11 protein-coding genes are annotated in these 12,296 nt (G+C 72.7%); 1 reads left to right on the top strand and 10 read right to left on the bottom strand.

Features of this window, described 5'->3' with window-relative positions:
* The first annotated feature begins 17 nt into the window (after window positions 1–17).
* Window positions 18–506, top strand: a complete 489-nt coding sequence (locus J2X63_RS00310) for a GNAT family N-acetyltransferase (protein WP_309972709.1) — start codon at window positions 18–20, stop codon at window positions 504–506.
* A 37-nt stretch (window positions 507–543) separates the two neighbouring features.
* On the opposite strand, the gene J2X63_RS00315 is transcribed toward J2X63_RS00310, so the two are convergent.
* The 10 genes from J2X63_RS00315 to J2X63_RS00360 all read right to left on the bottom strand — a co-directional run bounded on the left by J2X63_RS00315 (window position 544) and on the right by J2X63_RS00360 (window position 12,285).
* On the bottom strand, window positions 544–1,146 hold the full coding sequence (locus J2X63_RS00315) for a histidine phosphatase family protein (RefSeq protein ID WP_309972711.1): 603 nt from the start codon (window positions 1,144–1,146) through the stop codon (window positions 544–546).
* A gap of 37 nt (window positions 1,147–1,183) precedes the next feature.
* Window positions 1,184–2,569 (bottom strand): pitrilysin family protein, encoded by a 1,386-nt coding sequence (locus tag J2X63_RS00320; RefSeq protein WP_309972713.1) that lies wholly within the window; start codon window positions 2,567–2,569, stop codon window positions 1,184–1,186.
* 110 nt (window positions 2,570–2,679) lie between these two features.
* Complete coding sequence (locus J2X63_RS00325) at window positions 2,680–3,771, bottom strand: aldo/keto reductase (protein WP_309972715.1); 1,092 nt, start codon at window positions 3,769–3,771, stop codon at window positions 2,680–2,682.
* 192 nt (window positions 3,772–3,963) lie between these two features.
* Window positions 3,964–4,785, bottom strand: coding sequence for a CoA ester lyase (locus tag J2X63_RS00330; RefSeq protein WP_309972717.1), 822 nt, complete (start codon window positions 4,783–4,785; stop codon window positions 3,964–3,966).
* Window positions 4,782–5,336: a MaoC family dehydratase gene (locus J2X63_RS00335; RefSeq protein WP_309972720.1), complete on the bottom strand. Its 555-nt coding sequence runs from the start codon at window positions 5,334–5,336 to the stop codon at window positions 4,782–4,784. The genes J2X63_RS00330 and J2X63_RS00335 overlap by 4 nt, the downstream gene beginning before the upstream one ends.
* Before the next feature lie 9 nt (window positions 5,337–5,345).
* The gene (locus tag J2X63_RS00340; protein WP_309972722.1) at window positions 5,346–6,506 is read right to left on the bottom strand and encodes an acyl-CoA dehydrogenase family protein; all 1,161 of its coding nucleotides are present in this window, start codon (window positions 6,504–6,506) and stop codon (window positions 5,346–5,348) included.
* Between the two features lie 8 nt (window positions 6,507–6,514).
* Window positions 6,515–8,578, bottom strand: coding sequence for a biotin carboxylase N-terminal domain-containing protein (locus J2X63_RS00345; RefSeq protein WP_309972724.1), 2,064 nt, complete (start codon window positions 8,576–8,578; stop codon window positions 6,515–6,517).
* Window positions 8,579–8,723: 145 nt separating this feature from the next.
* Window positions 8,724–9,902 carry a cytochrome b/b6 domain-containing protein gene (locus J2X63_RS00350; protein WP_309972726.1) on the bottom strand — a complete coding sequence of 393 codons (1,179 nt, stop codon included), beginning with the start codon at window positions 9,900–9,902 and terminating at the stop codon, window positions 8,724–8,726.
* Window positions 9,903–10,511: 609 nt separating this feature from the next.
* Window positions 10,512–11,498, bottom strand: a complete 987-nt coding sequence (locus J2X63_RS00355) for an electron transfer flavoprotein subunit alpha/FixB family protein (RefSeq protein WP_309972728.1) — start codon at window positions 11,496–11,498, stop codon at window positions 10,512–10,514.
* A 10-nt stretch (window positions 11,499–11,508) separates the two neighbouring features.
* Entirely contained in the window at window positions 11,509–12,285 is a 777-nt protein-coding gene (locus J2X63_RS00360) for an electron transfer flavoprotein subunit beta/FixA family protein (RefSeq protein ID WP_309972730.1), read from the bottom strand.
* Between the last annotated feature and the right edge of the window lie 11 nt (window positions 12,286–12,296).

Below are 12,296 nucleotides of genomic sequence, written 5' to 3' on the forward strand. Positions count from 1 at the left end.
CGTCTAGGCTGGACGGCATGCGGTTCCGAGCGGTCGACGTCACGGGCGCCGAGGCGCTCTCCCTGCTGGATGCGTACTTCGCGGAGCGTGCCGCGGGCTTCCCCGCCGAGCAGGGCGAATACCGTCCGACCTACCCGGTCGCCGAGCAGTTCACCCCGCCGGCCGGCGTGTTCCTCGTCGTCGAGGATGATCGCGACGACCGGGCCGAGGTGATCGGATGCGGCGGCGTGCGGCGCATCGACTCCCGCCCCGGATCGGACGAGCCCCGCTTCGAGGTGAAGCACCTCTGGCTCGCGCCGGCCGCCCGTGGTCGTGGAGCGGGCCGGCGTCTCCTCGACGAGCTCGAGCGTCGCGCCGTGGCCTTCGGCGCTCGCGAACTGGTGCTCGACACGAACGCGAGCCTCGCGGCGGCCGGCGGCCTGTACCGGTCGAGCGGCTACGCCGAGATCGAGCCGTACAACGCCAACCCGAACGCGACGCACTGGTACGGCAAGCACGTCGGCTGACCCGCGCCCGCCGGCGGTGGCTCGGAGGGCGTACGGCTCAGAGCGCGTAGGGCTCGGGGAGCCCGGACCGCAGCTCGAACGGCAGGTGCGCGAGGTCGTTGTGCACCAGCAGGTTCCACGGGCGGCCCGACTTCTGGGTGAGCACGGTGAGCCCGCAGTTGGCCTGGTGGATCGAGAGCCACCGCCACTCGGGAGCACCGAGGGCCTCGCGCACGAGCCAGCCGATCACGAAGTTGTGGGTGATCAGGAGGTCGTGCCGGTCCTCACGGTGCGACCGCAGGAACTCCGCTCCGGCATCCGCCATCTGGGCGCTGCCCGCCTCGATCTCCGCCTCGGTGACCGAGCCGAAGAACGGCTCGTAGACCTTGGGCGTCTCAGGCGCGGGACCCGAGGGGATGCAGTCGAACAGCAGTGCCGAGGGCTCGGGGTTCAGCGCCGGCATCTTCGCCGCGATGATCTCGGCCGTCTCGGTGGCGCGCTGCAACGGCGAGTGCCAGGCGTTGTCGAACGGCACGCCGCCGAGCCGCTCGCCGAGCAGTTGCGCCTGCCGGCGTCCCCGGGGCGAGAGCGGACCGTCGGGCATGCCGTGCTCGGCGTCGAGCTGCTCGCCGTGGCGCACGAGGTAGAGATGGTGGGGCACTGTTCCGCTTTCGTCGGTACTGGTCGGGGTTCGGACGTCAGGCGACGTCGGTGCTGGGCGCGATCTCGTCGACGGCGCCGCGGAACGCCGACTCGTCGGCCGCGCCCACCGCGACCAGCGAGAACGGCCGTGCGGCCAGGTCGGCGGCGAGCTCCTGCACGTCGTCGGCGGTGACGAGGGCGATGCGCCGCAGCGCCTCGTCGAGGTCGATGAACTCGCCCAGCGTCAGCTCGGCTCGGCCGAGCCGTGACATCCGGGTGTCGGAGTCCTCGAGCGCGAGCGCGGACGCACCGCTCAGCTGACCGGCGGCGCGTCGCAGCTCATCGGCCGTGACGCCGTGCTCGGCCACCCGTTCGAGCTCGGTGCGCATCAGCGCGGCCACGGTGCCGGCCTTGGCCGGCGCGCAGCCGGCGTACATGCCGAACAGGCCGGCGTCGGAGTATCCGGGCGCGAACGAGTAGACCGCGTAGGCGAGGCCCCGGCGCTCGCGCACCTGCTGGAACAGCCGGGACGACATGCCCGACCCGAAGATCGCGTTCAGCACGCTCATCGTGGAGCGGCGCTCGTCGGTCGCCACGAGCCCGGGCACGCCGAGGAGCAGGTTGACCTGCTCGGTTGGCCGGGGCACGACCGTGACGGCGGTGCCGGGTGCGAGCACCGCCGGCGTGATGCTGCGCCGCTCGACCGGCGCCCCTTCGGCGGTGAGGTCCCAACCGTGCCGGGTGAGGGCGGCCTCGAGCTCGGCGACGAGCGCGTCGTGGTCGACCGCCCCGGCCACGGTGACCACCAGGTCTTGCGGGCGGTAGTTCGCGCGGTAGTGCTCCCACACCGCCTCGCGCGTCGCCGCGCGGATGGTCTCGGGGCTGCCGCCGATGGGGCGGCCGAGCGGATGCTCCCCGAGCACGGCCTCGAAGAAGCACTCGTTCGCGACATCCCCCGGGTCGTCGCCCGCCATCGAGAGCTCCTCGAGGATGACGCCCCGCTCGTTGTCGAACTCGACCGGGTCGAGCAGCGACGAGGTGAACATGTCGGCGAGCACCTGCACCGCCATCGGCAGGTCGCGATCCTGCACCTTGGCGTAGTAGCACGTGTACTCCTTCGCCGTGAGCGCGTTGTGCTCGCCGCCGACGGCGTCGAAGGAGATGGCGATGTCGAGCGCCGTGCGACTCGTGGTGCCCTTGAACAGCAGGTGCTCGAGGAAGTGGGTCGACCCGTACGTGGCGGGGTGCGCGGCATCCGCCTGCTGCTCGTCTCGTGAGCCGACGGCGACCCAGAAGCCGATGGTGACGCTGCGACTGCCCGGCACCTGCTCGCTGAGCACCCGAACTCCCGACGGGAGCACGCTGCGCCGAACTCGCGCGTCGCCTGCGGCTGTGAAGGAGAGTTCGGCCTGGCCGAGTGGGAGGTCGACAGCGCCGTTCATCCTGTCCAGCCTATGGCACCCGGACGTGCAGCGGTCGGATGCGTCGGCCCGCGGGCGCGGCGCCGACCGGCCGGTCGCGCCGGGCGGTCATGCGAGTAGGACGCGCCGTGCTAGGCCGAGGCGCGATCGAGCTCGACGAGCTCGGAACGGTGCAGTTCGACGGATGCCGCGGCCATGAGCGCCTCGACCTGGTCGGGCTTCGTCGCGCTCACCACCGGCGCGGCCACGGTGGGCTTGGCCAGCAGCCAGGCGAGTGCGATGGTCGCGGGCTGCACGCCGTGGGCGAACGCGATCTCGTCGAGCGCGGTGAGGACGCGGTGGCCGCGTCGTCCGAGGTGGCGGGCGACGCGTTCGCCGCGCGCATCGCGACGCACCTCGGAGCGTCGGCGCACCTGGCCGCCGAGGAACCCGTTCGCGAGCGCGAAGTACGGCAGCACGGCGAGGCCCTGGGCATGGGCGACGAGCTCGGTCGCACCCTCGAAGGGTCGACGGTCCATGAGGTTGTACCGGGCGGTGAGGAGCTCGAAGCGCGGCAGGCCGTTGGCGGCGAGGACACGCGCCTCGATGAGCCGCTCGGGCGAGAAGTCGGAAGCGCCGATGGCGAGCACCTTGCCCTCGGTGATGAGCGCGTCGACCGCGCCGAGGCTCTCCTCGAGGGGCGTCTCGGGGTCGTCTCCGTGGAAGAACAGCACGTCGATGCGATCGGTGCCGAGCCGGTCGAGGGACGCCTCGACCGCCGCCCTGAGGTCGACGGGAGCCAGCCCGTGGTGGTCGGGGTGGCGTCCGACCTTCGTCATCACGCGCATCCGATCGCGCGTGTGCCGGGTGCGCAGCCAGGAGCCGATGATCGTCTCGCTGCGGCCCGCGGCATAGCTGTCGGCTGTGTCGAGGAGGTCGCCGCCGGTCCCGGCGAAGCGGTCGAGGACCGCGTGGGAATCGTCGGCGCCGAGCGTCCACCCGAAGGTGCTGCCGCCCAGCGCGATGGGGTGTGCCAGGATGCCGGTCTCACCCAGGGTCGCGGGCATCGGCACCGTGATCGGGCCCGACAGCGTGTTCGACTCGACGGTCTCGACGCGGAGCGCCGGCGTCGTCGACGCGGTGACGCTCAGGACGTCGTCGCGCCCCAGATTCGCGAACTCCTCGATGACCGCCGAACCCGCGACGCTCGCCGCGTTGGCTCGGTAGGTATGCCGTCGTGCCACGCGCCCCTCCTCCCCAGGATTGACTCCGAGAATACGTCCTCGGGGTACGCGTCCCCCGCCCGACAGGGCGAAACGAGATGAACTGTTACCGAATCGTTTGCGGTCCGTCCACTGGTGTCCCCCGAACGGGCGGCGTCGGGCCTGGAGGCGCGGGCCAGCGGCCACGCCGGCGTGCTTCTGCGCGCCGGTCGACTAGCCGCGGCCGGAGCGGCGCACGACCGCCTCGGCCTGGCGGAGCACGGGCGCGTCCACCATCCCACCGCGGAACGCGAAGACGCCCGCACCGGCCCCGGCCGCTGCGGCCAGCACGGCACGGGCCCACTCGAGGCGCTCCGGGTCGGGCCGGTAGGCCGCACGGACGACGTCGACCTGCGATGGGTGGATGCATGCCGTGGCGGCGAATCCCACGGCGACGGCGTCCTCGGCCTCCTGCCGGAGGCCCTCGAGGTCGGCGATGTCGAGGTGCACGGTGTCGATGGCGGCGACGCCGTGGGCGCCCGCCGCGAGGAGCACCTGCGAGCGGGAGTGCGCAGCGACGCCGCGGTAGGCTCCGTCGGCACGCCGGCTCGACGATCCGCCGAGTGAGGCCACGAGGTCCTCGGCGCCCCACATCAGCGCGGACACGTTGGGCAGGGCCGCGACCTCGGCCGCGGCGAGCACCCCCCGCGCCGTCTCGCAGAGGGCGATGACCTCGTGGTCCTCGAGGCCGACGAGGTCGGCGGTGCCCTCGCACTTGGCGAGCATCACCGTGCGGTAGGGCGTCGCGGCGAGGGCGGCGAGGTCGTCGGCGAAGTGCGGGGTCGACGCAGGGTTGACGCGCACGATGACCCGCTCGGGGTCGAGCGTGGAAGCGACGAGGGCGACCCGCGCCGCCCGCTTCGCGTCGTCGGCGACCGCATCCTCCAGGTCGAGGATCACCGCGTCCGCCCGTTCGCCCGCCTTCCGGTAGCGGTCGGGCCGGTCGGCCGGGCAGAAGAGCAGGGCCGGGCCGAAGCGGAACGGCGGATGCGTCATCCGCGGGTCCGCTCGTCGGCGGAGGGGTCGGCACCGCTCGCTGCATGCCCCGCGGACGACTGGCGCTCCCCCGCCTCGCGAGTCCACACGAGCATGGTGCGGGAGGCGGTCGCCACGACGACGCCGTCCTGGTTGCGCGCCGTGTGCTCGAGCACCACGACGCCCTGGCCCGGTCGCGACGCCGACTCCCGCTTGGACGCGACGATGCTCTCGCCGTAGAGCGTGTCGCCGACGAACACGGGCGCGGGGAACGCCACCGCACCGAAGCCGAGGTTCGCGACGAGGGTGCCCTGGGTGAGCTGGCCCACCGACTGCCCCACCAGCGTGGAGAGGGTGAACAGCGAGTTGACGAGCCGTTGGCCGAACGGCTGCTCGGCCGACCACGCCGCGTCGAGGTGGAGCGGCTGCGGGTTCATCGTCAGCGTCGTGAACAGCACGTTGTCGGCTTCCGTCACCGTTCGCCCCGGTCGGTGCAGGTAACGCACGCCCTCCTCGAACTCCTCGAACCAGAGCCCACGCTGCACGACCTCGCGCATCGGGACATCCGTCATGGCGACCTCCTAGCCGATGCCCAGCTCGCGTGCGATGACCATGAGCTGGACCTCGTTCGTGCCCTCGCCGATCTCGAGGATCTTCGAGTCACGGTAGTGCCTCGCCACGAGGCTCTCGTTCATGAAGCCCATGCCGCCGAAGACCTGGGTGGCGTCGCGTGAGTTGAGCATCGCCGCGTCGCTCGAGACGAGCTTCGCCATCGCGGCCTCCTTCTTGAACGGGAGGCCCGCGTCGAGACGCCGGGCGGCGTCGTGCCAGGCGAGGCGCGCGGTGTAGACGCGGGCCTGCATCTGGGCGATGGTGAACGCGACGTACTGGTGCGAGGCGATCGGCACGCCGAAGACGTTGCGGGTCTTGGCATAGCCGAGCGCCTCGTCGAGGCAGCCCTGCGCGACGCCGGTCGCCAGGGCGGCGATCGCGATGCGGCCCTCGTCGAGGGTTCGCAGGAAGTTGGCGAAGCCGCGGCCGCGTTCGCCGAGCAGGTTCGCGACGGGCACGCGCACGTCGTCGAACGTCAGCGGGTGCGTGTCGGAGGCGCGCCAGCCCGACTTGTCGTACCCGGGGGCGACCGTGAAGCCCGGAGTGCCGTTCGGCACGATGATCGTCGAGAGCTCCTTCGAGACCGAGCCATCGGGGCGCGTGCGCTCCCCCGTCACGGCGGTGACCGTGACGAACCGGGTGATCGGCGTGCCCGAGTTGGTGATGAACTGCTTCGAGCCGTTGATGATCCACTCGTCGCCGTCGAGCACGGCCGTCGTGCGCGTCGCTCCGGCGTCGGACCCGGCCTCGGACTCGGTCAGGCCGAAGCCGGCGAGCGCGCGCCCGGCGACGAGGTCGGGCAGGTACTCGGCCTTCTGCTCGTCGGTGCCGTGCCGGTGGATCGGCATGGCGCCGAGGCCCACGGCGGCCTCGAGGGTGATCGCGATCGACTGGTCGACGCGGGCGAGCGCCTCGATCGCGAGGCACAGCGCCATGTAGTCGCCGCCCTGTCCGCCGACCTCCTCGGGGAACGGGAGGCCGAACAGGCCGAGCTCGCCCATCTGGGCGACGACGTCCATCGAGAGCGTGTGCGTGCGGTCGGCCTCGTACGACTGCGGGGCGACCACCGTGTCCGCGAATTCGCAGACCATGTCGTAGAGCTGCTGTTCCTCGTCGTTCAGGTCGGGCATGGTGTTCCTCATTCCTGGTGGGATGCCTCGGGAGCGGCGCCCTCGTGGGGGCCGCTCGAAGACTGGGGGTCGGATGCCGCGGGGTGCGGCTCGATGCGGGCGACCACCTGGTCGCGCGAGACCAGATCGCCGGTCGCTGCGGCGAGGCGGACGAGGCCGGCGAGCGTGGCGAGCACGCGGTGCTCCATCTTCATGGCCTCGATCGCGACGACGGCGTCGCCCGCTTCGACGGAGTCGCCGTCGGCGACGAGCACGGCGGTGACCGTGCCGGGCATCGGCGCGCGCAGTTCCGGCGCGGCGGCGAGCCCCCCGCGTTCCGCTGCGCGTCGACGCGCGGCGGCCCGCGCACGGCGGTCGAGCACGGTGAAGGCGGCGGTCTCGCCGTCGCGGTGCACCCAGACCGTGCCGTCGTCATCGCGCCGCACGAGCACGCCGTCGACCTCCGCCGAGGTGTCGACGGCTCCCGCCGCCACCTCGCGCACGTCGTCGACCGAGTCGCGCGGAGCGAGGAGCACGACCGGGGCGCGGTGCGGCCCGGGGCGCCACCCGCTGGAATCGAGCCACGCACGCGGGCCCGCGGCATCCGTCGCCCCATCGTGCTCGACGCGGTCGTGCTCGGCGACGAGGCCGGCGGCCGCGGCGAGGAGCCCGGGCGAGGGCTCGGCTGCGGTGGGCTCGGGCAGCCGATCGATGAGTCCGGTGTCGAGGTCGCCCGCGCGCACCGCGGGGTCGGCGATGAGCCGGCGCAGGAAGGCGAGATTCGTGTCGACGCCGAGCACGACCGTGTCGGCCAGCGCGCGATCGAGGCGATCGAGTGCCTCGGCGCGATCGTCGCCGTAGGCGATCACCTTGGCGAGCATCGGGTCGTAGTGCGCCGTGATCTCCTGGCCCTCGACGATGCCCCCGTCGACTCGCACGCCGGGGCCCGCGGGCTCGCGCCACGCGACCACGCGACCCGTCGAGGGGAGGAAGCCGCGTTCGGGCGCCTCCGCATACACGCGCGCCTCGATGGCGTGGCCGGTCAGGCGCACCTCCTCCTGGGTGATCGCGAGGGGCTCATCCGCCGCGATGCGCAACTGCTGCTCGACGAGGTCGACCCCGGTGACGAGCTCGGTCACGGGGTGCTCGACCTGGAGCCGGGTGTTCATCTCGATGAAGAAGAACTCGTCGGGTGCGGCATCCGACACCAGGAACTCCACCGTGCCGGCGCCGAGGTAGCCGACGCTGCGGGCCGCGTCGCAGGCGGCGGCACCGATCCGCGCCCGGGTCGCCTCGTCGAGCAGCGGCGAGGGCGCCTCCTCGATGACCTTCTGGTGGCGGCGCTGCAGGGAGCACTCGCGCTCACCGAGGTGGATCACGGTGCCGGCGGCGTCGGCGAGCACCTGCACCTCGATGTGGCGGGGCCGCTCGATCAGGCGCTCGATCAGCAGCGTGTCGTCGCCGAACGCGGCGAGCGCGATGCGGCGGGCGGCCGGGAGCGCGGCGGCGAGTTCGTCGGCATCGCGCGCGATCTGCATGCCCTTGCCGCCGCCACCGGCCGACGGCTTCACGAGCAGCGGGAATCCGACGGTGGCGGATGCGTCGAGGAGGGCCGCGTCGTCGAGGGCGGGGTCGGCGATGCCGGGCACGGTCGGCACACCGGATGCCTCGACGTGCCGCTTCGCGCGGATCTTGTCGCCCATCACCTCGAGCGCTTCGATGCCCGGGCCGACGAAGACGAGGCCCGCGTCACGGCACGCCTCGGCGAAGCCGGCGTGCTCCGAGAGGAAGCCGTAGCCCGGATGGATCGCCTCAGCGCCCGACTCGAGGGCTGCGGCGACGATGCGTTCGGGGACCAGGTAGCTCTCACTCGCGGACGCAGGCCCGATGCGCACTGCTTCGTCGGCGAGCCGTACGTGCGGCGCGGCGGCGTCGGCGTCGGAGTAGACGGCGATGGAGCGGATGCCGAGGCGGCGCAGCGTGCGGATGATGCGTACGGCGATCTCTCCGCGGTTGGCGACGAGCACCCGGTCGAAGGGGCGCGGCGATCGGGAGCGCGGGTTCGGCGTCGATCCATGATCGGGCGGGCTCATGAGCGTGACCATCCGCGCCTCTCTGCACGTCGTTCGCGCGCCATCCAGTTAGCGCGCACTAACTGGACTCGATGTTAGCGGCCGCTAACTGGAATGACAAGCGACCGCGTCGGGTCGCGGATGCCCGCCCGGAGATCTGCGAGTGCTACCGGCCGACCTTGCCGAAGATCCCCGCGATCGGCGCGAGCACCGACGGACGTGCGGCGATCCACGCGGCGGCGATGACCACCAGGGAGGCGACGAAGATCCAGAAGCCCAGCCAGCCGTCGGCGTCCTGTGCGGCGTACATGTGGTTGAGGTTGCGCAGCGCGCCGGTCAGGAAGACGAGCGTGACGTGCACCGCGATGAATCCGACGAAGTACAGCATCACGGGGAAGTGCACCGCACGCGCCCACTCCACCGGATAGCGGCGGTTGAGGGCCGCGGCGTCCTTCGGCCACACCCCCGACATGCGCACTCCCGTCAGCACGGCGAGGGGCGCCGCGACGAAGATCGTGACGAAGTAGGCGAGCACCTGGAGGCTGTTGTAGTTGACCCACCCGTTCTCGAGCGGCCAGTCCAGCGACAGGTACTGCAGCCCCGCCGAGACGGCGTTCGGGATGATGTCCCAACTCGTCGGGACGACCCGCATCCACTGGCCGGTCGCGAAGAGCAGCACGACGAAGACGATGCCGTTCACCAGCCACAGCACGTCGAGCGACTGGTGGAACCACAGGTTCAGGCTGATCTTCCGGCCGAGCCGGGACCACCGCGGCGTCCAGAACGCCGCCGGTCGCTTCTCGGTGCGCACCTGCAGGCCCGAGCGGATGATGAGCACGATGAGGAAGACGTTGAAGAAGTGCTGCCAGCCGAGCCACGCCGGCAGCCCCACCGGTGCGCCGTCGGGCAAGGGCGTCTCGCCGGGATAGGTCGCGACGAAGTCCTCCATGAACCCGAGCCCCAGGAACCAACGCGTGACCTGCACGACGATGGTCGCGGCGCCGATGATCGCGAGGATGCCGACGACGGATGCCCCGGCCCACTGTCGACCGGTCAGGGCGCCGAACCGCGAGGCGACCGACGGCGGCGGCGTCACGCGTGCCGCCGCAGGCGCCGCGACCGGCTCGGCGGGCGGTGGCGCCGCGACGGGCGGTGGCGGCGCGACGAGTTGTGGCGGCGCGACGGGTGGGGCCGCCGCTGCTGACACAGCCGGCGCCATGGGCTGGTCGGGGGCCGCCGGCACGGCGGGCGCCACGGGCTGGTCGGGAGCCGCCAGCACGGCCGGCGCCACGGAGACGGCCGGCGCCACGGGCTCGGCGGGCGCCACGGGCTCGGCGAGCGCCATGGGACCAGCTGAGACAGCGGGCGCATCCCGCTCGGCTGCGACCGGGGCCGCGATGAAGCCGTCCCCGAGTACCGGCCACGGGTCTCCCCCGGCGACCCGTGGAAGTCCGCGCCGAAGCGCACCGTCGGTCGAGGGTGCCACGTCGTCAATCGCGGGTTGCGGTGCCGTCGACGTCGCCGCCACCGGCTCGCCTGCGGGCGCCGCGCTGCGTGCCGGCCGCGGAGCGGCCGCGGCATCCGTCACCTCGGCGTTCGCTGCCCCGGCCGACTCGCCGGCCTCGGGCCACGGCCCTCCACCGGCCACCCGCGGAAGTCCGCTGCGGAGCCGCCCGGATGGCGATGCCGCGACCGATCCGGAGGCGAGCGGCGCCGGCCCGACCGATGCAGACCTCGCAGGCGCCGCCGCGACCGATGCCGACCCCGCAGGCGCCGACACAACCGGCGCCGACGCGACCGGCGCCGACGAGACCGGCGCCGACGAGGCGGCCGAGGGCGCGTGCGTCGACGAGCTGACGGGTTCGACCGGCGCCTCGTGGATTGGAGGCCAGGCGTCACCGCCGCGCTGGCGAGGCAGTCCCCTCCGCAGGTTCCGCGCGTCGGCGACCACCGGTCACCGCTTCCGCTCGGCGAGCGCGCTGATCAGCTGCGGGACCACCGTGAAGACGTCGCCGACGACGCCGAAATCCGCGACCTCGAAGATCGGGGCGTCGGGGTCCTTGTTCACGGCGATGATGTTCTTGGCCGTCTGCATGCCGGCGCGGTGCTGGATCGCGCCCGAGATGCCGAGGGCGACATACAACTGCGGCGACACCGAGACGCCGGTCTGACCGACCTGGTGCGCCGCCGGGATGTAGCCCGCATCGACCGCAGCCCGTGAGGCGCCGACCGCAGCCCCGAGCGCATCGGCGAGCTCGTCGACGAGTGCGAACTGCTCGGCCGAGCCGAGGCCCCGACCACCGGAGACCACCCGCTTCGCTCCGCGCAGCTCGGGTCGGCTCGACGTCTCGGCGGCGGGCTCGAACGACTCGATCGTCGCGGATGCCGCGCCCGAGGGCGCCGCGTCGAGCGGCTCGAGCACCACAGGACGTGCCTCCGCACGCGCATCGACGGCACCCTGCCGCACGGTCACGACGAGCGGGCCGAACGTCGCCGCGGAGACGACCTCGTAGGCACCGCCGTACACGGAGTGGTGGGCGAGGATGCCCTCGGCGTCGCGCGAGACGCCGACGACGTCGACGGCGATCGGGGCGCCGGTGCGGGCGGCGAAGCGGGCGGCGATGTCACGCCCGTCGACCGAGTTCGAGATGAGCACGGCCTCGGGCGTGACGGCGGCGGCGGCCGCGGCGAGCGCGTCGACGTGCGGGATCGTCAGCTCGTTCGCCAGTGCGCCGGTCTCGACGACGAGGACCCGGTCCGCGCCGGCGGCAGCCGCCTGCTCGGCGAGCTCCTGCGGCCGACCCGGCGCGGCGACGACGAGCGCGACCGGGACGCCGATGCGCGAGGCGGCCCCGAGGAGCCCTGCCGCGCTCGTCGAGAGGTCGCCGTTCGGAGTGGTCTCGAGCAGCACCAGGATCGGGGCTGGGGGGTGGTCGGTCACGATCGTCCTCTCAGACCAGTCGGTTCTCGATGAGGAACTCGGCGATCCTGACGCCGCCGTCGCCATCATCGGTGATCTTGACGCCCGCCGAACGCGGGGGCTTCTCGGCGATGGCGGTCATGATCGACATCGCCACCGAGAGATCGTGCGGTTCGATGCCGAGGTCCGCGGCGCCCAGCGTCTCGAACGGCTTCTTCTTGGCGGCCATGATGCCCTTGAAGTTGGGGAAGCGCGCATCGGGAAGCGCCTCGGTGATCGAGATGACGGCGGGGAGCGCGGCGCTCACTCGCATGGTGCCGCCGTCGATGTCGCGCGTTCCGACCACCGAGTCCGCCGCGATCTCGACCGACGAGAGGGCGGTCGCGTTCGGGACGCCGAGCAGCTCCGCCAGCATGGCGGGGATGACGCCGCCACTGCCGTCGGTCGACAGGTTGCCCGCGATGACGAGGTCGAAGCCGGTGCGTCGGAGCGCCGCGGCGAGGGTGCGCGCGGTCAGCCCGAGGTCTGCACCCGCCAGGCCCGGGTCGCTGATGTGCACGGCCGAGGCCGCTCCCATCGCCAGCCCCTTGCGGATCGTCGGCACCGCACGCTCGGCGGCCATCGACATGACGACGACCTCGACGCCGTCGTGCGCGTCGGCGTAGGCGAGTGCCACTTCGAGCGCGCGCTCGCTGATCTCGTCGAGCACGGCTTCGCTCGCGGCGCGATCGGCGAGCCCCGTCTCGAGGTCGAGCTTGCGCTCGCCGTACGTGTCGGGAACCTCCTTCACGAGGACGACGATCCTCATCGGGCTCGGCT

Source organism: Agromyces sp. 3263 (assembly GCF_031456545.1).
Lineage (GTDB): Bacteria > Actinomycetota > Actinomycetes > Actinomycetales > Microbacteriaceae > Agromyces.

Coding starts and splice junctions, on each gene's coding strand:
- J2X63_RS00345 (WP_309972724.1), bottom strand. CDS start 8,578: ATGAGCCCGCCCGATCATGGATCGACGCCGAACCCGCGCTCCCGATCG.
- J2X63_RS00310 (WP_309972709.1), top strand. CDS start 18: ATGCGGTTCCGAGCGGTCGACGTCACGGGCGCCGAGGCGCTCTCCCTG.
- J2X63_RS00335 (WP_309972720.1), bottom strand. CDS start 5,336: ATGACGGATGTCCCGATGCGCGAGGTCGTGCAGCGTGGGCTCTGGTTC.
- J2X63_RS00340 (WP_309972722.1), bottom strand. CDS start 6,506: ATGCCCGACCTGAACGACGAGGAACAGCAGCTCTACGACATGGTCTGC.
- J2X63_RS00350 (WP_309972726.1), bottom strand. CDS start 9,902: ATGGCGCTCGCCGAGCCCGTGGCGCCCGCCGAGCCCGTGGCGCCGGCC.
- J2X63_RS00360 (WP_309972730.1), bottom strand. CDS start 12,285: ATGAGGATCGTCGTCCTCGTGAAGGAGGTTCCCGACACGTACGGCGAG.
- J2X63_RS00330 (WP_309972717.1), bottom strand. CDS start 4,785: ATGACGCATCCGCCGTTCCGCTTCGGCCCGGCCCTGCTCTTCTGCCCG.
- J2X63_RS00320 (WP_309972713.1), bottom strand. CDS start 2,569: ATGAACGGCGCTGTCGACCTCCCACTCGGCCAGGCCGAACTCTCCTTC.